The following is a 21,198-nucleotide window of genomic DNA, read 5'->3' as shown; positions in this document are numbered from 1 at the left end:
CTCGCTCCCACAGGGATTTTCTGCAGGCGTTGAATAGGTGATCAAACCCGACCCCTCTGTGGGAGCGAGCCTGCTCGCGATGACAGCGCTATGGTCGCCACAAGAGTTTCAGACATCCCAATGAAAAAGGCCGCGATCCAATGGATCGCGGCCTTTTTCATTCTTCGAGACTTACCTCACACCGGATCCAGTTCCGGCTCATCGGCCTCGACATTCACCGTGGCCTTCACTACATCGTGACGGCGGATGTACTTCCAGTCCGCTTCGTCGATGTAGATACCGTTCGGGCCGCTGCCGCCTTCCAGGTCGATGGCGACGCTGGCACAGACTTGCGGTTTTACGCTGGCCAGGATCGGTACGAAGCCCAGTTGCAGACTGGTTTCCAGCAGCGCTGCCTGGTTCTTTTCATCGATGTCCGCCGCTTCATCCAAGTAGTACGGCAGGCGCACGCGACCGGCCTGCTCGCGGTCCATCAAGTGCAGCAACAAGTACATGTTGGTCAGCGCCTTGATGGTCATGGTGGTGCCGTTTGACGCGGCGCCGTCGATGTCGGTGTGGATCACTGGCTGGCCGTTGACCTTGGTGATCTCGAAAGCCAGTTCGAACAGATCCTTGAGGCCGAGCTGGTTGTGGTTCGCCGCCACCAGGCGTGCCAGATATTCCTTGGCTTCTTCGTTCTTGTTGTCCTGCTCGGCGCTCTGGCTGAGGTCGAACACCGAGAGAGTCTCGCCTTCCTCATATTGACCGGCGCTGTGGATGATCTGGTCAATGTGCTTGAGCGCTTCTTTGTTCGGTGCGAGGACGATGCGGAAGCTCTGCAGGTTGGACACCTGGCGCTTGTTGATCTCACGGTTGAACAACGCCAGTTGATGTTCGAGGCTGTCGTAGTCGCTACGGATGTTGCGCAGGGTCCGGGCGATGTCGGTCACCGCCGCACGACGGGCCTTGCCCAGCGTCAGGGCTTCGTCGGTACGGTGGGCATAGGCGTTGATCAGCAGCTGTAGGCGGCGCTCCATGTCATCTTCGCTGTCGAACTTGGCAACGCCCTTGAGGCGCACCTGTGCATACAGCGCCTCAATCTGGCCGTCGACCCGCAGCAAGCCTTGCCAGCTGTCCTGATAGTCATTGAGCAGCGGCAACAGGTTATCCATGGAGTCGTCGACCGGGTCCATGAATGGCGTGCCGAACGGCAGGTCCGCCGGCAGCAATTGACGGCGACGCAAGGCGTCGTCGAGGGTGCGCTGCTTGGCTTCCATATCGGCGATCTGTCGGCCCACCAGTTGCAACTTGGCGGACAACTGCTGGACGCGCTCGGTGAACGCGTCGCTGGAGCGCTTGAGTTCGTCCTGGGCGGCTTCCATCTGTGCCAGTTGCTCAAGCTTTTCGCCTTCTTCGGCGCTCAGGGTCTGGCTGCGACGGAAGTCTTCCAGGGCCTTTTGCGCGTCCAGTACCTGCTGGTACAGCGCTTCGGTCTGGGTCTTGCTCGCCGCACGGTCGGCGGCCACGGCTTGCTGGGTCTTGAGTTGCTTGAGTTCTTTCTCCAGGCGCTCTTTCTGGTCCCGCAATGCGGCGCGGTCGGCCAGTGCTTGCAGGGCTGGCGGCTCGATGTGGGACAGGTCGATGGACAGGCCGGGTACTTCGAAGCGCTCGCCCTTGAAGCCGTCGAGGATCAGCTCCACGGATTTGACCCAGTCGCCGTTCTCATCCAGTGCTATGCCATGCTCGCCCAGCGGCAGGCTGAACAGTGCGCTATTGAACAGGCGCATCAGGCGCTCGACGTCCTGTTGCGAGAACTCCTCCCGCAGGCGGGCGTAGCTGTTGTTGTCGGCGTGATCGAGTTGCTGCTTGACCGATTTCAGACGTTTTTCCAGATCCCGCAGACGTTCCTCCAGGTCTTCGGCGCTGAACTGTCGGGACTGGGCCAGAGCGCCGGCCAGTTCGTCGTGGGCATCCTTGGCGGCGAGCAGCTGTTGCTCCAGGACTTTGACGTCATCCACCAGGGCGAAGCGATGCTTGAGCACTGACAGTTCACCGAGCCAGCGCTGGATGCCGGTGATTTCCCGCTCCAGGCGCATCAACTCCTGAGTGCTGCCGCGCTGGTCGTTCTGCAGCGAATCCTGCTCGTTGCGGTAGTGTTCGGCCTGGATGGTCAGCTCTTCCTTGCGTGCACCGGCGTAGTCCGACCAGGTGCCCAGCAACGAGTCGAGCAGTGGCGACAGGCGATGCAATTTGCCGCGCAGGATATCGCGCTGCTTCACGCCATTGGCCAGGGCTTCCACCAACGGGCCTGCGGCCACCAGGGAGTTGTAGTCCTGCTCCATGCGTCGTACGTCGCGGAAGGCTTCTTCGCACGCGGCGATGTAATCCACGCTACCGGAACGCAGGCTGTGCTCGAAGGCGTCGAGGAACAGCTGCTTGAGCTTGGCCGCGGTGATTTCGCGCATGTGCAGCAGGTTGATGAACAGCGCTCGGAAAGTCTTGAGGCTCTGCTCGCTGGTGGAGCGCAGCGGGATCAGCGTCAAGTCCAGGGGAATCGAGGTGTGGCCACCCACCAGCAGGCGCCGCAGTTCATCAGGCTTGAGTTCGTAAGCCTTGAGGCCTTCGCGCTCCAGGTTGGTGAAGAGTTCTTTCTGACGCAGGCAGGTGTCGTTTTTCTGATAATGGGCCAGGTCCAGTTTGCCGGCGTAGGCAAAGAACTGGTGGCCGAAACCGCCGCCGGGGCCGCGACCGACCACGCCGATCACGTGAGGACCGTGGGGCAGGGCGACTTCTACCAGGATGTAGCTGGTGTCCGACGCAAAGTAGAAGCGCCGGGATTGTTCCAGGCTGTACTTGCCAAAGCTCATGTCTGACATGCGCGCCAGGATCGGGAACTGCAAGGCGTTGATCGAGGCGGATTTACCGAGGTTGTTCGCGCCATACACCGACAGCGGTTCTTCCAGCGGGAACAGCCCGAGGCTGTAGCCGGCGGTGTTCAAAAGGGCGAAGCGGCGGATGCCGTAGCGTTCCTGGCTCATGCGTCGGTCTCCTGTTCTTCGGCAATGGCGCGGGCCAGTGCGTCTTCTTCGCTTTCGTCTTCAAACGGCGCCAGGTCGAGCGGGTCGTCGGTTTGCAGCAGCTTCTCGTCACTGTCTTCGTCGATCAGTACCGGTGCCGGCAACGGCAGTACGCTGTGTACACTGGCCGCCAGGTCGCGGTCCTGCTGGACCGACAGGCAGACGTCGAGGAAACGGTGCATCGGCGGCAGGAAGCGATACACGCCGTTGTCTTCGCTGGCGAAGCCCAGTTGGGTCATGCGGCGCATGATTTTTTCTTCCAGCTCTTCCTGGGTCTGCACTTCGGCCTGGATGAACAGGTCGCGGTATTTTTCCAGCAGTGAAGGCAGTTCATCGCGGCCCAGACTGCCGCCGTCGAGCACGGCAATCGGGTCGCGGCCCTGGTCGGCCAGGTGCTCGACGAGAATGAAGGTGAACAGCGCCAGGCGCTGGGCGGTCTTGTTCACTGCCGCAGCGGCCAGGTCCGGCACAAAGTAGTAGAAGCCACGGGTATCGCACACCAGCTCGAAGCCCAGGGCCTTGAACAGCGTGCGGTACTGGTCCTGGAAGTTCGACAGTTGCGCGTACAGCTCCGGGTCGCGGCGGCTGACGTGGTAACCCTTGAACAGCTCGCGAAAGATCGGCGCCAGCTGGGACAGTTCGGATAGATCAAGATGCATGGGGGATGCTCGCAGAATCCTCGGCAGCGTCGCGGGCCGAGAGCAGGGCGAAGGAGCGCAGGCTGACCTGATGCTCGTGAGTGTGGTATTCGCGGCGTTCCAGGCGCTCGCGCTTGAAGCGTTTTTCCCGCGACAGGCGCGAGAACCAGTACAACAATTCGTCGGTGGCGCCGTCTGGCTCTTGCTCCAGCAGCCAGACCATCAGGTCCGGCAGCGGCAGGGCGTCTTCGCAACGCTCGACCATCTCGCGCACGGTGCGCGGCGCCCGCGGGGCATCGCCGCCCTGGTGGGTTTTGTGGGACTTGGGGAAGCGCGCCGGTTTCGGCTCGAAACGGGCCAGGGCGTAGACATAGGCTTCAACCTGGCTGGCGCTGCCGAGGAAAGTGCTTTGCGGCCGGGTGAACAAAGGCATGGCCGCCTGCGGCACGGCATCGATGCCTTTACGACGGATGGCGGCCAGGGCCAGGGCTGCACCGCGGGTCACGGCGTTGTGACGGCGGGCCTCTTCGCGCAGTGGCAGGAGTAGTTCACGGGCATGGCGCAGGGTCAGTTGGGCGCTGGTCTGCATCTCGAGAATGCGGGCGTGGGTACGCAGCAGCATGTCGTCGTCCACCAGATGGCCGAGGCGCTGCTGCTCGGTGAGCATGCGCAACAGCACATTCTCGACCTTGCGCACGCCTTGCTCGAACGCACCGTCGGCGTTCACCAACTGGATCATCGGTTCGACATATTCGTCCCAGGTCGCCAGCACTTCAGCGTAGCGCTGGCGCAGCGGGATCTGCCGATCACTGGTCTTGGCCCGTTCGGCCACGGCCACCAGGGCCTGCTCGTCGTTGGCAAGTTTCTTCAGCACGTCCCGCACGCGCATGTCCAGCAGGCGCAACTGGCGCGCCAGGTCGTTGCCGTCGCGCACGTCGAAGGCGTCCTGGATGTAGCCGGCCAGACGTTCGAGGTGACGCAGGTAGGCTTCAATTTCCAGGCACAGGCCCAGGCGGTGTTCGCGTCGCAGGTAGGCGAGGAAGTCATGGATCTGGGCGTTCAGCTCGAAGCGGTTCGGGCTTTTCGCCACCGGCACCAGGATGTCCAGGCGGATCCACACGTCCAGCAGGTTGGTGATGTCCTGGGGCGTGCTGTCCAACTGTTGGGCGGCCAGTTGTGAACGCAATTCGTTGAGGCTCAGGGTGCCCTGGTCGAAGTGCTCGCACAAAGGTTCCAGCAATGCCCAGTGTTCAGCAAGGGCGCGCAAGACGCGCTTGGGTTCGATCATCGCAATGGCCGTCGGGTTGGCAATTAAAAGGGGCGATTGTACTGCATCGGGCCGGTTGCGATTCACCCCTGAGACGGACTGTCGTCTGTATTGCCCAACTATCGACTCATCAGGGAAGCGATCCGCGTCGAACGGCGGTAGAATCCCTCCCACCTTCAGTTATCCACAAGTGGCCGACCTTTGCTTATCGAGTCCCGCCGCCGCGCTTATCTGACCGCCATGCAGGTGGTCAATTGGCTGCCGCGCACCGAATTGCCGTTCGCCGCCCCGTCGCGGCCCGAACTGCTGGAAATGCCCCGTCCGGCAGAGCCCGCACCGGCTGCGGCGGCGCCTGTGGCCCGGACCGTGGCCGAGCCCGCAGCGCCTGTGGCCGAACGGCCGAAAATCGAAGTCCCACGGCCAAGCCTTGCCTCGACCCGCACCGGCGCCAAGCCGGTGGAGGACGCGCCAGAGGTACCGGCCCCGGCCAGGGTCGCCCCGGTCCCGCCACCGCGTTTCGCCCTGCAGTTGTTGCGTGCCGGACGATGCCTGTTGCTGGTAGAGCTGCCCACCGGCGAACCGTTCCAGAGCCGCGACCCCGCGTACCTGCTGCTCAAGGACATGTTGCGCGCCGCCGGCCTGCCGGACAGTCCGCAGATAGTGGGTGAACCGGTACGCTGGCCGCTGTTGTCCCGCGGGACGATGGACCAGGGGCCGGAAGCTGCACGGGATTTCGTCCAGGGTTTTGTATCGGCGCGGCTCGAAGATGCGCCCTGCGCGTGCCTGTGGTTGATCGGCCTGCCGGCGGTGAAGTTTGCCGGCGAAGCGGACGCGCAAGCGTTCAATCGTGAACTGCAGGTCGAAGGGCTGGGATCGGCCTGGGCATTACCGGGTCTGGAATTGTTAATGGAAACGCCACGGCACAAGGCTGAAGTCTGGCAAGCCATGCGCCGGCTGATGGCGCGCTGGAAAGAATCGAATGAGTGATGCTGTTTCGTTTCGCCCGATGACCGAGGCGGACCTCGATGCTGTGCTGAAGATCGAATATGCAGCCTACAGCCATCCCTGGACCCGGGGGATATTTCTCGATGGGCTGGGCAAGTACCAGATCTGGCTGATGTTCGAAGGCCAGCAGCAGGTGGGGCATGGCGTGGTGCAGATCATTCTTGACGAGGCGCACCTGCTCAACATTACCGTCAAGCCGGAAAACCAGGGGCGGGGGCTGGGTTTGCGCCTGCTGGAGCATCTCATGTCGATTGCGTACAAGGCCGAGGCCCGGGAATGTTTCCTGGAGGTGCGCGACAGTAACCGCACGGCGTTCCGGTTGTACGAGCGCTATGGCTTCAACGAGATCGGCCGGCGGCGGGATTACTATCCGGCCGTGGGTGGACGTGAAGACGCAGTGGTCATGGCTTGTACGCTGGTGGATTGAAGCCAGCATAGAAGTCTCCTGTGGGAGCAAGGCTTGCCCGCGATAGCGATGGGTCAGTGGTCGAGCTATCGACTGTCCTGGCCTCATCGCGGGCAAGCCATGCTCCCACAGGTATATAGGCAGCCTGGAGGGCTGCGATTCACTCAGCGCTTGCCGTCCAGTGGGTCGATATCCGCCATCTCGGCCTCGTCCAATCCATCGCCCCCGCCAATGTCATCTTCATCCACCACGCTCAGGTCCCAATCGGCCTGCTCGTCGCCGCCGGCCTCATGGGCATCCCGGGCGCCGTCTTCGCGGATGAGCGTCTCGGGGCTCATGTCATCCTCGGTGGGTTGATGATCATCCATTGAGGCGCCGGTCATGCCGGCCTCGCGAACGCGTTCACGAGGCATCAATTGTTCGCGTTCGTTTTCCGGCAGTTCGTCACCGATCTTCGCGCTGGGCTCATCTTCATCGAACTCCAGTTCATGCATCGAACCCATGCGGTCTTCGTTGTCATCAATGGGCTCCGGTTGCGCCGCATCGAAAGGACGTCGTGAATCATTCATGGCAACTCTCCTACTTTGGGCCTTACTGGATGGACCGGTAGCCGTGTCGAGAATTCCAACGGCATTATCGAAGTGACCTCGACAGCCGCTCCGATGTCAAAGTTTCGCACTGTTCTCGAGGGCAAGACAGCATGAACGAACTACAAGATCTGATTGATAACAACGCGCGCTGGGCCGATGCGATCAAGCAGGAGGATCCTGACTTCTTCTCCAAGCTGGCTCGTCAGCAAACCCCTGAATACCTGTGGATCGGTTGTTCCGATGCGCGGGTGCCGGCCAACGAGATCGTCGGCATGTTGCCGGGCGATCTGTTCGTGCACCGCAACGTGGCCAACGTGGTGCTGCACACCGACCTCAACTGCCTGTCGGTGATCCAGTACGCAGTAGACGTGCTCAAGGTCAAACACATCCTGGTCACCGGCCATTATGGCTGTGGTGGCGTGCGGGCCTCGATGCAGGATCGCCAGTTGGGTCTGATCGATGGCTGGCTGCGTTCCATTCGCGACCTGTATTACGAGCATCGCGAAGCGTTGGCGCAACTGCCGACCGAAGAAGAGCGCGTGGACCGTCTGTGCGAACTCAACGTGATTCAGCAGGTGGCCAACGTCGGCCACACCAGCATCGTGCAGAACGCCTGGCATCGCGGCCAGAAGCTGTCGATCCATGGTTGCATCTATGGCATCAAGGACGGGCGCTGGAAAAGCCTGGACACCACGATCAGCGGTTTCGAGCAGTTGCCGCCGCAGTATCGCTTGCGTCCGGTGGGCGCTCCCTGATCTGACTGGCGTCAGTCGCGGTGACAGCGGCGGCGCCAGTGTTTCAGGAACTTCATGCCCTGTTCGTTGGGCGGTTCGTCATAGCCGGTGATCCAGCCATGGCAATTGGACGAACCGCACCGACAGGCAAACTGCCGATAGAGTTTCTGTTCGGTACTGGCGTGGTCCATCGTCAGGCAGTCACCAGCGTGAATGGGCGTCAGTGCCCACAACCACAGTTCGCTCATGTCGAGAAAGACATTCGGGTTGCAGGAATGCAGCAGCAATCCGGCGAAGTGCGGGTCATACATATGTATGTCCGGCAGGATCTGCACCGTGTGCAGGCGTCGTCGGCCAACCAGCAGCCCCGATACCCTGCATATCCGCTCCATGGGGGCGAACCTTTTCCGGGCGATAACGGTATTGCCGCGTCCGTTGGGGGGGCGTAGCACTTCGAAATCACGGGCAGACGGATAACCCTGGCGGAGGCTGAGTACTTTTTCCGGGTATATGCAGTCCCGGTCCTGCGAAAAGGCTTTATCTGCAACGAAGATGGTCATGACGGTCCTTGTCGGTACAGGCCGACTTGCTGGCGTTGGCGTCCTGCCAACGGTCGTGATTGACCCGGGTAGCTTCCTCCAAGACCGGCGGGACATCTACTGTCAACTCTGACAGGCGCCAAAGGCGCTTTCCCGTGTGAGCGAGGGCTTACACAGGAAAGCGGCACTCATGGCGAGTGAGTACGCCTCGTCATCAGGCTTTGGAGGTCATACCGGCTCGGATGGCAACGGCGTGGGCACCTTCAATTGCGGCAGTTGCGACTTGATTTCAGGCGTCTCGCATTTTTTCGCCGCGTCTTCCGGCGACAGTTTGCGAATCGAGGTGTAGAACAACTCGCAGGTTTTTTCCTTTTGCGTGACTTGCCAAGTCTGCGTGCACTGGTTCAATTGGGTGGTTGGATCGCTGCTTGGCTTGCTGCCCATGCCGGCTTGCCAGCAGGCAGCGCTCAGGTCCTGGCCCATGACTTTCAAGCCTGCCGCGTCTGCCTTGGCTTCGTCGCCGCCGTAGCTTTCCGGGTCGGCGGCATACCAGATGTAGCTTGGGTGGTTGGAACCCAGGACCGGAACCTTGACGCCGGCGGCGGGGGAGATGGTCGCCAGGCCGAGCACCGCTACGGTCTGGCCGTACTGGGTCTTGATCCAGTTGCGCACGGGGGCGCCAAAGGCCACCATCGGCAGCGCGGTCCCGCCGGCGCTCTGGCTGACTTGCTTGACCATGGTGGTCTGGTAGTCGTTGAAGTAATCGTAGACTCCCTCCAGCGTCGCGCCAGCAGTGGACGGCGCCGCGATGGGGGCGATGTCGATGATGGTCTGGTAGGCCGGTGTCTGGTCGGCGGCGATGCCGTTGACCGTCAGCAGCGTGGCCCACCGATCGGTGGTGGCTGATTCCAGGTAGTCCTGGGCCTGGGTCAGGGAGTAATCCGGCGGGAAGTGCAACAGTTCGACACTCTTGCGGTTTTCCAGGGCCATGCCCAGCGGCAGGAACAAGTACCAGTTGTAGGCCCATTTCTTGTCATCGTTGAGCTTCGTGGCCCCCTTGTACGCCAGGTCGCCGGCATCGAGCAGTTTGCTCAGCGGTTGGCCATAGGCTTTCGGCACGCCGCTGATGTGGGCGTAGATTTTACCGTTGTCACGTTTGACACTGACCTTGGCGGTACTGTAGCCGTCACGTTGGACGCTTTGGGTCAGGTAATGCTCGACGGTCTGTTCCAGCGTCCAGTTGCGGAAGCAGATGACGTTGCAGTTGTTGGGGTAAGCGAAGAGGCGGGTGACGCGTTCGGTACTGCCAAGCTGTACATTGATGTCGGCCGCGTGGACAGTGGCACTGAGGGCCAGGGCGGCAAGGGGAAATACTGCAAGTCTAGACATGCTCAGATCCTTTTCAGCGTTTGAGCCCTTCGAACAGGGCGCCCCCATACTGAAACAGACCGAGCTGAAGAAAAAGTGGGCCGATGTAAATATCGGCCCTTTTTTATGGCTTTATGGCATCACTGGTGGCAAATAGACCAATGTCGTGCCCAGCGCCCATAGCAGCACCAGCACCAACGGTGTATGCACCAGCAGTTGCACGAAGGAAAAGCCGATCAAGTCCCTGGCCTTCAGCCCCAACACACCCAGCAGCGGCAGCATGTAGAAGGGATTGATGAGGTTCGGCAACGCTTCGGCGGCGTTATAGATCTGGACTGCCCAACCCAGGTGGTAATTCAGGTCATTGGCCACTTGCATTACGTAGGGGGCCTCGATGATCCACTTGCCCCCACCGGAAGGGATGAAGAAGCCCAAGACCGCCGAGTAGACCCCCATTAACAAGGCGTAAGTGTCGTGGGAGGCGATCTGTACGAAAAAGGTCGAGATGTGGTGGGCGAGCGTCTGGGCATCGCCGCCCTTGACGGTGGTCAACAGTGCGGCGATCGAGCCGTACAGCGGGAACTGGATCAGTACGCCGGTAGTGGTCGGTACCGCGCGGGCCACTGCATCGAGAAAGCTGCGCGGGCGCCAGTGCAGCAATGCGCCGAGCATCAGGAACAGGAAGTTGTAGGTATTGAGCCCCGAAATCGCGCTGATTGCCGGTTTGGTCGAAAACTCGTGGGACAGCCAGCCGGCGGCCAGCAACACCAGCGCAATAGTCAACAGCGGACTGTGTTCCAGCCATTCCCCGGGACGGGTTCGGGGCTGCAGGGCCGGCATGCTGAAGCTGGGGTCGATGCCACACGCGGCGGCGTCACGGGCGCTGTTCGGGCCTGGAGCGGTCGCGTAGGCAATCAGCAGCGAAATGACGATCAGTGCCAGCAACAACATGCCGGACTGCCAGAGGAAAATGGTTTGGGTGAATGGAATGACGCCGGTGATCGACAGGATCGACGGGGGCAGGCTTGCCGGGTTGGCCTGCAACTGCGCCGCCGACGACGATAACCCCAAGGCCCACACTGCGCCGAGGCCCAGGTAAGCGGCGGCACCGGCGGCGCGATAGTCCATCTTCAGATCGGTGCGGCGAGCGAGCGCGCGCACCAGCAGGCCGCCGAAGACCAGCGACAAGCCCCAGTTGAGCAGCGAGGCGACCATGGAAATCAGCGCCACCCAGGCCACCGCGGATCGCCCATTCTTTGGGATGCGTGCCAGGCGATCGATCAACCTGACGGCGGGTGGCGAACTGGCGACCACGTAGCCACCGATGACGACGAAGGCCATTTGCATGGTGAACGGGATCAGGCTCCAGAAACCATCGCCGAACGCCATGGCGGCGGCCGTAGGCGTTGCGCCGATGAGCTGCGTCGCCAGCGCGACCACCAGCACCGCCAACGCGGCAAAGACCCAGGAATCGGGAAACCAGCGCTCGGCAAAACTGGAGCAGCGCAAGGCGAAGCGGGCGGAGCGGCTGTCTTGGATGTCGGTGGTCACGGTGATTACCTCGATTCTTATGATTGATTTTATGGGTACGGGTATCTGGAGCGGCGAGGCCCCGACAACGGTAGAACAATTCACTGACCGTGAAAGATGGACCAGGGTTCGCCAGCGTCCTGGAAAACGCCGGGTCGACCAATGGCACTCTTCAGAAAAAAGTCGCCGCGCCGATGGCATGAGAACAGCTTGTCAATTCTCCTGCCAATCGGAGCATGTCTATGTTCAATCAACGCTTGAAGCAGGAGCTGACGGCCCTGCGCCAAGAACTGTCCAGCCTCATGCAAGTGAAGGAAAGCCTGGACCGCGAAATGCTGGCGCTGACCCTCGATGCCGACGGACGGGTGCAGACGGTCAATCAGAAATTTCTCGATGAAATGCACTACCAGAGCCAGGACCTCATTGGTCGGGCTGTAGAAGATCTGGTGCCGGCCTACTTGAAGTCCAATGAATTCCAGATTCGCTTCAAGTCGGGATTGACCCGTGGCGAGCATTTCTCTGGTGCCGTGCGCCTGCTTCGCGGCAACGGCAAGGAAGCCTGGTTGCGTTCGATCCTTCAGCCCGTGAAAGGGGCAGATGGACGAGTCCGTTATTTCTCGATGTACTCCAATGACCTGACCCGCACCATTGAAGGTTCTCGTGAGCATGAAAACCTCATTGGTGCGTTGGTGCGTTCAACGGCGGTGATCGAATTTGACCTGGATGGTCACGTACTGACAGCCAATGATCGGTTTCTCAACGCCATGGGCTATAGTCTGGCGCAGGTCAAGGGCAAGCATCACCGCACATTCTGTGAGCCGGAGGAATACAACAGCCCTGCCTACCAGCAGTTCTGGAAGCGCTTGAACAGTGGTGAGTTCGTCGCCGGCCGTTTCAAGCGCCTCGACAGCAGTGGCCGTGAAGTGTGGCTGGAGGCTTCCTACAACCCGGTGGTCGACGCCAATGACCGACTGTACAAAGTGGTGAAGTTCGCCACGAACATCACCGATCAGGTCAACCAGGAAAAGGCCGTCGCCGAGGCTGCCAACATCGCCTACAGCACCTCGTTGCAAACCGACAACAGTGCCCAGCGCGGCACCACTGTGGTGACCCAGGCCGTAGACGTGATGCGTGACCTGGCCCGACACATGCAAAATGCCGGCGAAGGTATCGAAGCGCTGAACGAGCAATCCATGGTGATTGGCACGATCGTCAAGACCATCAGCGGCATCGCTGAACAAACCAACCTGCTGGCACTCAACGCGGCTATCGAAGCCGCCCGGGCCGGCGAACAGGGCCGAGGCTTTGCAGTGGTGGCCGATGAAGTGCGGCAACTGGCGTCCCGTACCAGTCAGGCCACCGATGAAATCGTCGGCGTGGTTCGCCAGAACCAGGACATGGCGCGCAATGCCGTGTCGTTGATGACAGACGGCCAACACCAGGCCGAACAGGGCCTGGCCCTGGCTGCCGAGGCGGGGACAGTGATCGTCGAGATCCAGGATGGGGCGAGGAAGGTGGTCGATGCCGTGAGCCAGTTCGCCAATCAACTGTCGACTTGATTCTGCTGTTATTGTTTTTTACATATTAATTATTGTTTTGCGATAATTTCATATCTAAGGTTGGCGCTCCCATACTCTACTGGAGCCCTGACATGTGTTCGAATCGTCTTGCCCTGTACAGCCAGCGCATGGCTGTCATCACGCTGGTTTTCATTGTCGCGATGATGGCAGTCAACGCTGCTGCCTGGCTGCTTCCTGATATTGCGTCAAAATACGGCCTGGGCTTTTCCCTGACCGAGCGGCAGTTGTCCAGTTTGCCCGGCGGGGCAATGGCGTTGACTGGCTGGCAACGTCTAGGTGGGATTCTTTTGTCCAGCGTGCCTCTGTTGGCGCTGGCGGCCGGGTTGGTCAACCTGCGGCAGCTCTTCAGACGTTATGCCCAAGGGCAGTATTTCTCCAGAGAAGCAGCGGTTTACCTGGGAAACTCGGGTCGCGCAGTGGCGCTGTGGGTGTTGCTGGATTTTCTGTGCGAGCCGTTTCTCAGCTTGCTGGTCACGATCAACGCGCCGGTTGGCGAGCGACTACTGACTATAAGCATCACCGCCCCGTCCTTCGTCGCCTTGTTCCTGGCCGCCTGTATCGCGATCATCGCCCGGATATTGTCCCAGGCGAGTGAAGTCGACTCAGAAAACAGATCTTTCGTGTGAGGAACTCATGCCTATCGTTATCCAACTGGATGTGATGCTGGCGATGCGCAAGGTCAAATCCAAGGATCTTGCCGCCGCAATCGGCATCACGGAAGCCAACCTCTCCCTGTTGAAGCAGGGAAAGGTCAAGGGCATACGCCTGGCGACGCTCGAGGCCATATGCAGTCACCTGCAGTGTCAGCCCGCCGATCTGTTGATTTATCAGCCTGAGGGTGAACAGTCATGAGCGAGTCAGGTATCTGCTCAGTCCCCCAGCGCCTCGCCCTCACGCCGAGGGTCCGCCCCCCCGGCGAGTGAGGTTTTCCCTTGCGCGTCACGCACCCGGACAATCGCCTGGGTGCCGCTGGTCATGTCGATCTCGCTGACCGTGTGACCCTTATCTTTCAGCACCTGGATCAACGCGGGACTGAATTGCCCCTTTTCCAGCTCGGTGGGGCCATTGCGGCTGCCGAAGTTGGGCAGGTTGATGGCCGTTTGCGGGTCCAGGTTCCAGTCCAGCAGGCCAACCACCGATTTGACTACATATTCGATGATCTGCGACCCCCCCGGCGAGCCGACAGCGGCCAGCAGCTCACCGTTCTGACGGTCGAAAATCAGCGTCGGTGCCATGGATGAACGTGGGCGCTTGCCGGGTTCGACGCGATTGGCGACTTTTTGTCCATTCTCTTCGGGGATGAAAGAGAAGTCGGTCATCTGGTTGTTGAGCATGAAACCCTGGACCATCAGATGTGAGCCGAATGCCGATTCCACCGTGGTTGTCATGGACACGGCGCCGCCCTGGTCGTCCACCGCCACCACTTGCGAGGTGGAGATACGTAGCGGCGAACGGTCCGGTGCGTAGGCCACCTGGATGCCTGGTGGCGTACCGGGTTTAGCGACGCCCATGCTGCGCGGGCCGATCAGATTGGCGCGGCTGGCCAGGTACCCGGGGTCGACCAGACCCTTGACTGGCACAGGGACGAAGTCCGAATCGGCGACATACTGGGCGCGGTCGGCGTAGGCCAGGCGTTCGGCTTCTGCGATCAGGTGCACGGCTTCCGGCGCGGGCTCGAGGCCAGCGGGGTTGTCGCTCTTGATGGGTTTCAAAGGGGCGAGGGCGGTGTGGCTGTCGCGCTGCTCCAAAGCCTGCAAGGTCCCGAGAGTCTGCGCTACGGCGATTGCGCCAGAAGAGGGCGGGGCCATGCCGCAGAGCTGCCAACGCCTGTAGTCGGTGCACAACGGTGCACGCTCCTTGGCGGCGTAGCCTTTCAGGTCGTTCAGCGAAAGGCTGCCGGGGTTGGCGTGGCCCTGAACCTTGGCGACGATTTCCCGGGCCACCGGTCCTTCGTACAACGCATCGGGACCTTCGTTGGCGATGCGCTTGAGCACGCCGGCCAATGCCGGATTTTTCAGCAACGTGCCGACAGCTTTCGGACTGCCGTCGGTGTTCAGGAAGTAAGCGGCCATGTCTGGCGAGCCTGGCAGGGACGGGTCGCCGGCAATGATTGAGTGCAACCGGGGCGAGATTGGGAAACCTTGCTCCGCCAGCTTGATGGCCGGATCGAACAGCGTTGCCCATTTCAAGCGCCCGTGTTTTCGGTGGGCCAGTTCCAACGCACGCAATACACCGGGTGTGCCGACCGAGCGGCCACCGATCTGTGCGGCGGTAAACGGCATGGGTTTGCCATCGGCCTGTAGGAACAGTCGCTCAGTAGCGCCGGCCGGAGCGGTTTCACGTCCGTCGTACGTACGCACGGCCTTGCCATCCCACAGCACGATGAATGCTCCTCCGCCGATGCCGGATGACTGCGGTTCCACCAGGGTCAAAACCGCCTGCATCGCAATCGCCGCGTCAATGGCTGAGCCCCCACGGCGCAACATTTCCCGCCCGGCCTCGGCCGCCAACGGGTTGGCTGCGGCGGCCATGTGTTTGTCGGCATGGCGGACCTGCAGATCTGTACGGTAGCCGGAGGTGATTTCTGGTGCGGCGGGTAATGCGGGTGTGGAGGAGGAAGGTGGAGCCTTACAGGCAACGAGGGTGAGGGCGACAGCCAGCAACGAAACGGCTGACAGGCGATGAAGGTTCGGTCTGAGGTCTGTAAGCACGTGTTGCTCCATCCGTGGCATGGGATATAGAGTCGGACTGTAGCGATGCGAGACGCAGGGTGCAAACCGACGGGGAACCTGCTTCTGAGCAGTACCGCCCGAAAACAGGATCGACCCGCATCATGGAGGAATTACCGATGAAGCTGATTGGCATGCTGGATTCCCCCTATGTTCGCCGCGTGGCCATCTCGCTTGATCTGATGGGGGTCTCGTTCGAGCATGTCGCACTGTCGGTATTCGGTTCGTTCGAGGCGTTCCGTGCGATCAATCCGGTGGTAAAAGCCCCCAGCCTGGTGCTGGATGACGGTAACGTGTTGATGGATTCGACGCTGATCATCGACTACTTCGAGGCGCAGGCCTGCGCTGACAAGAAGTTGATGCCACAACAGGCCATGCCCCTGGTCGCTTCGCTGCAGGTGCTGGGATTGGCGCTGGCTGCTTGCGAAAAGACCGTGCAGATTGTCTATGAGCGCCAGTTACGCCCAGAGGAAAAACGTCATCAGCCTTGGCTGGACCGGGTTGTCGGGCAGTTGCTGGCGGCCTGCCGGGAATGGGAAACCCGGCTGGCGTGCATGCAGCCGGCTATGCGGGACAGGCCGGATCAGGCCGCCATTACCAGCGCAGTCGCCTGGTCCTTCATTCAACTGATGATTGCCGATGTCGTCAGGGCAGATGATTTTCCTGAGTTGCATGCTCATGCGGCACGGTTGGAAGAGACCAAATTGTTCAAGCGATACCCCCAGGCTTGAGGGGGCAATAACGCACTTGACGCCCCCCCAGGATGGGCCCCAGGGGCGCCGACGGCTTGGCTCGGAAGTGAGCCATGGCCACAATTGAAATGCACCTGCTCTGGCCTGCTTATCTACTCATTTGATCTTAACGACGACCTTACCTTTCGCTCGACCTTGGCCCAGATAATCAAGTGCTTCCTTCGCTTGCTCGAAAGCAAAGACCCGATCAATCACAGGCTTGATGCGCTCGGATTTGACCAGCCTGCCAATTTCATTGAGTTGAGTGCCGTCCGGGCGAACGAACAGGAACGAATAGGTCACGTGGTTTTTTTTCGCCAGAGCGATGATCTTGCGGCTCATCAGGCCGAAGACGAACGAGAGGAGAACGTTCAGCCGCCGGGCTTTGGCAAAGGCTTTGTCCAGGGGACCGACCAGTGAAACAATTTTGCCGCCCGGCTTGAGAATGCCAACAGACTTTTCAAGTGCGTCCCCTCGGGTGGTGCCGAGGACCACATCGCACCCACTGAGCACCTGCTCAAATGCCTGTTTCTTGTAATCGACCACTTCGTCTGCGCCCAGGCTACGTACCAGCTCGATGTTTGCGGTGCTGGTCGTGGTAGCTACCTTGGCCCCCAGATGTTTTGCCAGTTGGATCGCGAAGGTACCAATACCTCCTGACCCTGCCGGGACGAAGAGTTTCTGGCCGGCCTTGAGGTAGGCGCGCTCTTTCAACGCTTGCCAGGAGGTCAGCCCCACCATTGGCAGGGATGCGGCTTGCACGAAATCCAGGTTCTCGGGCTTCAATGCGGCAACCGCCGCGGGTACGACTGCAAACTCGGCGATTGAACCGGTGCCAAGGTCAAAGAGACTGGCAAATATCGCATCCCCCGCCTTGAAGCGAGTGACCGCGCTGCCGACTTCAATGACCACGCCCGCGAGATCGCTGCCCATGACGGCCGGCAATTCGAACTTCAGGACAGGCTTGAAAATCCCGGTTGGGATCATGTTGTCGATCGGGTTCACCCCGGCTGCGTAGACTTCGACCAGCAGCTCATCGGACGCGATCGTCGGGCGGGCAACTTGCTCAAACCCGATTTGCGGCGACTTGCCATAGCGTTTGAAGGTGAGTGCTTTCATATTGCGCTGATTCCGATGTGGATAGGCCGCTGCCATTTCGCTCCCCCACGGCATGGCCGCAGGGAAGCTTTGCGTTCATTGCGTCGGCTGAACGAGGGCCATGACATTCAGGCTTTCGGTTGATAGCGCTCAGCGGCGTGGGCCTGGCGAATCTCTGACAGCAACCCCTGTCGCGCTTGATCCAGAGCCGTCCAGCGAGCCTCGGTGTGTAACGGCGGGATGGTGACCAGCTCGCGGCGATCAAAACCGACCAGCGCTGCATCGACCAACTCTTCGACATCCATCACTTCGCTCAGTGAATTGACGTCGATCCCTGCGCGCTCCCAAATTTCGGTGCGGGTTGCTGCTGGTAATACTGCCTGGACATAGACTCCCATGGGCGACAGCTCCAGGTGCAGCCCTTGGGACAGGAACAGTACGAACGCCTTCGTAGCGCCATACACCGACATGCCGAATTCCGGCGCAAGACCCACCACCGATCCCAGGTTGACGATAGAACCCGCACCGGACTGTGCAAAGCGTGGAGCTACCGCAGCGGCGAGACGCGTCAGGGCAACGACGTTGAGTGAGACAAGGCGGTCGATCGCCCCGGCGTTCTGTTGAACGAAGGCACCGGATTGAGCCAGTCCTGCGTTGTTGATCAGTACGCCGATGCGCGAGTCATCACGCAGGCGGGTTTCGACTGCACTGAGATCGGCAGGGTCGGTCAAGTCAGCTTGCACAACATCAACTGCGATGCCGTGTTCTGCTTGGAGGCGGGCGGCCAGCGCATCCAGGCGTTCCTTGTCCCGGGCGACAAGGACAAGGTCATGGCCGCGTTCGGCAAGGCGTTTGGCATAGGTGGCGCCGATGCCGGTAGAGGCACCTGTGATCAGAACAGTCGCAAGCGTTGTCATGTCGGAATTCCTGAGGGCGTGTTGTGCAAGAAGATGAATTGGGAGGCTTCAACCAGCGATTGTCGGGTAGTCGGTGTAGCCTTCGGCACCGCCACCGTAGAGCGTGGTACCGTCGAGAGGTGTCAGCGGTGCAGCGGTTTTCAAGCGTTCAACCAGGTCTGGGTTACTGATGAACGGACGGCCGAAGGCAATCAGATCTGCCTTGTCCTCATTGAGTGCAGCGGTAGCCAATTGCAGGTCGTAGCCGTTATTGGCCAAGTAGGTCTGCTTGAATCGCTGACGCAATGCGTCGTAGTTGAACGGTGCTACATCGCGTGGGCCGCCAGTGGCGCCTTCCACTACGTGCAGCAAGACGATCCCCAGCGCATTGAGCTGCTCGACGATGTATTCGTACTGAGGTTGCGGGGCGCTGCTGGAGACGCCATTGGCCGGGGAGACCGGCGAAATCCGCACGCCGGTGCGCTCGGCACCGATTTCGTCGACCACTGCCGCGACGACCTCGAGCAGCAGACGCGCGCGGTTCTCTATCGAGCCGCCGTAGGCATCCGTGCGCTGGTTGGCATTGTCTTTGATGAACTGGTCAAGCAGATAGCCGTTGGCTCCGTGGATCTCGACGCCGTCGAAGCCCGCGGCAATGGCGTTCGCCGCCGCTTGGCGAAAGTCGTTGACGATGCCTGGCAGCTCGCTCGATTGCAGGGCGCGAGGCTCCGATACGTCGGTGAAACCGTTGTTGACGAATGTTTTCGTCTGCGCCCGGATTGCAGACGGCGCCACGGGTGCTGCGCCATCCGGTTGCAGATCGACATGCGAAACACGGCCAACATGCCAAAGCTGCACAAAGATACGTCCACCTGCAGCATGCACCGCGTCGGTCACCGTCCGCCAGCCGGTGATCTGCTCATGCGTGTACAGCCCCGGGGTGTCTTGGTATCCCTGTGCCTGCGCTGATATCTGGGTGGCTTCAGTGATGATCAGGCCGGCCGAGGCGCGTTGAGCGTAATAGGTCGCGCTCAAATCGCTCGGGACTAGGCCTGCGGCTGCGCGGTTACGGGTCAGCGGCGCCATCACGATGCGATTGGAGAGCGTCAAGTCACCCAGTAGATAGGGTTCGAAAAGCGATTTCTCAGACATGATTTCCGGCTTCTGGTGTGGGATTGGCCTCAATGATTGCGATCGAACTCTAAAATGTCAATGTTTTGATGTTGAATGACATCAATGTATACTGGCGGCTAGTTGGACAACGCTTGGATGGACAATGAAAGTCACGAAGAAACAGGCGCAGGCTAATCGCGCGCATATTGTTGAAACCGCCTCCGCGCTCTTTCGGGAGCGCGGCTATGATGGCGTTGGCATCGCGGATCTGATGGCCGCTGCCGGATTTACCCAAGGAGGCTTTTACAAGCACTTCCGCTCCAAGTCCGATCTGATGGCTGAATCGTCGGCTTGCGGTATTACGCAATCTGCGGAGCTCACTGCCGGCGCCTCGGTACAAGAGTTTGTGCGTGCCTATCTCTCACGCGAGCACCGCGATAACCGCGCCACAGGCTGCACGCTGGCGGCGTTGTGCGCGGATGCGGCTCGTAAGGACGAGGAGGTCCGCGCCATCTTTGCGGCAGGTATCGAGACCCAACTGGCGGTGTTGCGTGGAGAAGGTAACTTGAGTCCTGAGGCCGTTGAGAAGGCTCGTGCAACGCATCTGGCGACAATGGCCCAGGCACTCGGCGCCATTGTGATGTCCCGCGCCTGTCCCGACGGCTCTTCATTGGCTGATGAAATTCTCGAGGCCTGCCAGGTCGCGATTCTCAAATCTGTGACGTCGTCGGAAACCGTGGCAGACAAGCTGCAACATGAGAACTGAGGCGAGTTGAGCGCTACTCATCCATTCGGAGAAATGTGCTTCGGGGGCTGACAGAAAGGCCTTTCGAGCCAGGCAATCGTGGCGGTATCCGCCATGATGTTTTTTTCGCGCATAAAAAAACGGCTTATCTTTCGATAAGCCGTTTTTAGTACTTGGTGGCTACACAGTCATTTGAACTGGATGCTCAAGTAGCTGTATATAAAGGGTTTAATGTCGTTAAGTTCGGTTAGGCATACATGTAGGCATACACGCTGCCTTTTTCTGGCTACTGTTTTCCCATGTCCCCTCCGCCTGTCAAAGCGCTACCCGACATGGCGTACCTCGATCAAGCAGGGCCGATGCCAAGATAGTTATTCCTTGGCCCGTCCTTCTGCCGCCAGGGAGGCGAGGGCCAGGGTGAGAAAACCTGAGTTTCTATCCAGCGTTTCCAGTGCCCCCCTGATGTTCTGCGCGACCTCTGTAGATCCTCGTTGCTCAACCCAGTTTGAGAGCTCCTCGATAGCTGCTCCAAGGGCAAGCTGATTTTCATTCATTCGCTTGAGCACAGACGCAAGCAGAGATGGGTCTTCCATGCTGTTCTCCCTCCCGTGTTGACCATGGAGCCAATCTACATCGAGCCAGTGGCATTGCATATCAGTAGCCCTGTTTACCAGGTGGGCAAATTGCGCCGGGGACCCTGGGAGATTTCGCTGCACACGGGGTCGGAAACCCGCGGGATCTTGGTAGCGACAGAGATTGCAGCTTACTGAAATTTCAACGTTGAAATTGAAAGGATCCTGACGAAAAAAGGGGATCGTTACCGCAACGGTAAAGGTGAGCCATTGTGTTGTTGATAGCGAACGGTTGAACCCGGTCAACCTTGGGGATGGTGTCAACCACGTCAACCTGTCAACCGACGTAGAAAACTCAGTCGCTAACAAGATGCTGCGGGTTCTTTGCCCCGTACCCATTCGAAATGCCCAGGGTCCCCGGCAAAATTTGGTACGGCCCCTGACGTTCGCTGGTGGCATTGATGCTTCCGGGGAGCGGGGGAATACGCATCCTTCTGAAAGCAGTGTTACGAACGTTACTGGTGTAACGGTTGTCGATAACTAACTGTATTTATTGGATATTATCGGCGTAACACTGTGTATGAGCATGAGTTTTTAGGAG

20 protein-coding genes and 1 pseudogene are annotated in these 21,198 nt (G+C 60.1%); 9 read left to right on the top strand and 12 right to left on the bottom strand.

Annotated features, from left to right (window positions below; all coding sequences use genetic code 11):
- Positions 1–176: 176 nt before the first annotated feature.
- The 3 genes from mksF to mksB are packed head-to-tail and all read right to left on the bottom strand — an operon-like array spanning position 177 to position 4,982.
- Entirely contained in the window at positions 177–3,017 is a 2,841-nt protein-coding gene (gene mksF, locus AD665_RS09640; RefSeq protein ID WP_024778195.1) for an Mks condensin complex protein MksF, read from the bottom strand.
- Positions 3,014–3,715 (bottom strand): Mks condensin complex protein MksE, encoded by a 702-nt coding sequence (gene mksE / locus AD665_RS09635; RefSeq protein WP_024778194.1) that lies wholly within the window; start codon positions 3,713–3,715, stop codon positions 3,014–3,016. Before mksE ends, mksF begins: the two co-directional genes overlap by 4 nt.
- Positions 3,705–4,982: an Mks condensin complex protein MksB gene (gene mksB / locus AD665_RS09630; RefSeq protein WP_024778193.1), complete on the bottom strand. Its 1,278-nt coding sequence runs from the start codon at positions 4,980–4,982 to the stop codon at positions 3,705–3,707. The genes mksE and mksB overlap by 11 nt, the downstream gene beginning before the upstream one ends.
- A 180-nt stretch (positions 4,983–5,162) precedes the next feature.
- Here mksB and AD665_RS09625 point away from each other — a divergent pair, with 180 nt between their 5' ends.
- Both AD665_RS09625 and rimI read left to right on the top strand, forming a co-directional pair.
- Complete coding sequence (locus AD665_RS09625; RefSeq protein WP_080686212.1) at positions 5,163–5,948, top strand: energy transducer TonB; 786 nt, start codon at positions 5,163–5,165, stop codon at positions 5,946–5,948.
- A complete protein-coding gene (gene rimI / locus AD665_RS09620) occupies positions 5,941–6,393 on the top strand; it encodes a ribosomal protein S18-alanine N-acetyltransferase (protein WP_003205585.1) in 453 nt (150 codons plus the stop codon). Before AD665_RS09625 ends, rimI begins: the two co-directional genes overlap by 8 nt.
- Before the next feature lie 143 nt (positions 6,394–6,536).
- On the opposite strand, the gene AD665_RS09615 is transcribed toward rimI, so the two are convergent.
- The gene (locus tag AD665_RS09615) at positions 6,537–6,941 is read right to left on the bottom strand and encodes a hypothetical protein (protein WP_024778191.1); all 405 of its coding nucleotides are present in this window, start codon (positions 6,939–6,941) and stop codon (positions 6,537–6,539) included.
- A 131-nt stretch (positions 6,942–7,072) separates the two neighbouring features.
- Here AD665_RS09615 and can point away from each other — a divergent pair, with 131 nt between their 5' ends.
- Complete coding sequence (gene can, locus AD665_RS09610) at positions 7,073–7,717, top strand: carbonate dehydratase (protein WP_024778190.1); 645 nt, start codon at positions 7,073–7,075, stop codon at positions 7,715–7,717.
- Between the two features lie 11 nt (positions 7,718–7,728).
- On the opposite strand, the gene AD665_RS09605 is transcribed toward can, so the two are convergent.
- From AD665_RS09605 to AD665_RS09595, 3 genes are all read right to left on the bottom strand, one after another.
- On the bottom strand, positions 7,729–8,256 hold the full coding sequence (locus tag AD665_RS09605) for an SET domain-containing protein (RefSeq protein ID WP_053191880.1): 528 nt from the start codon (positions 8,254–8,256) through the stop codon (positions 7,729–7,731).
- Between the two features lie 207 nt (positions 8,257–8,463).
- Positions 8,464–9,624, bottom strand: a complete 1,161-nt coding sequence (locus AD665_RS09600; protein ID WP_053191878.1) for a hypothetical protein — start codon at positions 9,622–9,624, stop codon at positions 8,464–8,466.
- Between the two features lie 111 nt (positions 9,625–9,735).
- On the bottom strand, positions 9,736–11,154 hold the full coding sequence (locus AD665_RS09595; protein WP_024778187.1) for a short-chain fatty acid transporter: 1,419 nt from the start codon (positions 11,152–11,154) through the stop codon (positions 9,736–9,738).
- Between the two features lie 215 nt (positions 11,155–11,369).
- On the opposite strand from AD665_RS09595, the pseudogene AD665_RS28140 reads away from it, so the two are divergent.
- The 4 genes and pseudogenes from AD665_RS28140 to AD665_RS09580 form a co-directional block, all read left to right on the top strand.
- Positions 11,370–12,152: pseudogene (locus AD665_RS28140) on the top strand (PAS domain-containing protein); the annotation flags it as partial.
- 108 nt (positions 12,153–12,260) lie between these two features.
- Entirely contained in the window at positions 12,261–12,692 is a 432-nt protein-coding gene (locus AD665_RS28135) for a methyl-accepting chemotaxis protein (protein ID WP_392397200.1), read from the top strand.
- 92 nt (positions 12,693–12,784) lie between these two features.
- Positions 12,785–13,339, top strand: coding sequence for a DUF2975 domain-containing protein (locus AD665_RS09585; protein WP_024778185.1), 555 nt, complete (start codon positions 12,785–12,787; stop codon positions 13,337–13,339).
- A gap of 7 nt (positions 13,340–13,346) precedes the next feature.
- Positions 13,347–13,565: a helix-turn-helix domain-containing protein gene (locus tag AD665_RS09580; RefSeq protein WP_024778184.1), complete on the top strand. Its 219-nt coding sequence runs from the start codon at positions 13,347–13,349 to the stop codon at positions 13,563–13,565.
- A gap of 17 nt (positions 13,566–13,582) precedes the next feature.
- On the opposite strand, the gene ggt is transcribed toward AD665_RS09580, so the two are convergent.
- Positions 13,583–15,436: a gamma-glutamyltransferase gene (gene ggt / locus AD665_RS09575; RefSeq protein WP_050593840.1), complete on the bottom strand. Its 1,854-nt coding sequence runs from the start codon at positions 15,434–15,436 to the stop codon at positions 13,583–13,585.
- Positions 15,437–15,561: 125 nt separating this feature from the next.
- Here ggt and AD665_RS09570 point away from each other — a divergent pair, with 125 nt between their 5' ends.
- Positions 15,562–16,173, top strand: a complete 612-nt coding sequence (locus tag AD665_RS09570) for a glutathione S-transferase (protein WP_053191876.1) — start codon at positions 15,562–15,564, stop codon at positions 16,171–16,173.
- A gap of 117 nt (positions 16,174–16,290) precedes the next feature.
- Here the strand turns inward: AD665_RS09570 and AD665_RS09565 are convergent, their stop codons facing one another.
- The 3 genes from AD665_RS09565 to AD665_RS09555 all read right to left on the bottom strand — a co-directional run bounded on the left by AD665_RS09565 (position 16,291) and on the right by AD665_RS09555 (position 19,319).
- Positions 16,291–17,292 carry an NADP-dependent oxidoreductase gene (locus AD665_RS09565; protein ID WP_053191894.1) on the bottom strand — a complete coding sequence of 334 codons (1,002 nt, stop codon included), beginning with the start codon at positions 17,290–17,292 and terminating at the stop codon, positions 16,291–16,293.
- Between the two features lie 107 nt (positions 17,293–17,399).
- Positions 17,400–18,188: an SDR family NAD(P)-dependent oxidoreductase gene (locus AD665_RS09560; RefSeq protein WP_024778180.1), complete on the bottom strand. Its 789-nt coding sequence runs from the start codon at positions 18,186–18,188 to the stop codon at positions 17,400–17,402.
- Positions 18,189–18,236: 48 nt separating this feature from the next.
- Positions 18,237–19,319, bottom strand: a complete 1,083-nt coding sequence (locus AD665_RS09555; protein WP_024778179.1) for an alkene reductase — start codon at positions 19,317–19,319, stop codon at positions 18,237–18,239.
- Positions 19,320–19,443: 124 nt separating this feature from the next.
- Between AD665_RS09555 and AD665_RS09550 the strand changes: the two genes are divergently transcribed.
- Positions 19,444–20,046, top strand: coding sequence for a TetR/AcrR family transcriptional regulator (locus AD665_RS09550; RefSeq protein WP_053191874.1), 603 nt, complete (start codon positions 19,444–19,446; stop codon positions 20,044–20,046).
- Between the two features lie 350 nt (positions 20,047–20,396).
- On the opposite strand, the gene AD665_RS09545 is transcribed toward AD665_RS09550, so the two are convergent.
- Positions 20,397–20,618, bottom strand: a complete 222-nt coding sequence (locus AD665_RS09545; RefSeq protein WP_042956428.1) for a hypothetical protein — start codon at positions 20,616–20,618, stop codon at positions 20,397–20,399.
- Positions 20,619–21,198: the final 580 nt, after the last annotated feature.

Origin of the sequence: Pseudomonas corrugata (assembly GCF_001269905.1) — a bacterium.
Lineage (GTDB): Bacteria > Pseudomonadota > Gammaproteobacteria > Pseudomonadales > Pseudomonadaceae > Aquipseudomonas > Aquipseudomonas corrugata.
Note: the sequence above shows the minus strand (reverse complement) of the source record. Positions and strands in the feature narration are given on the sequence as shown.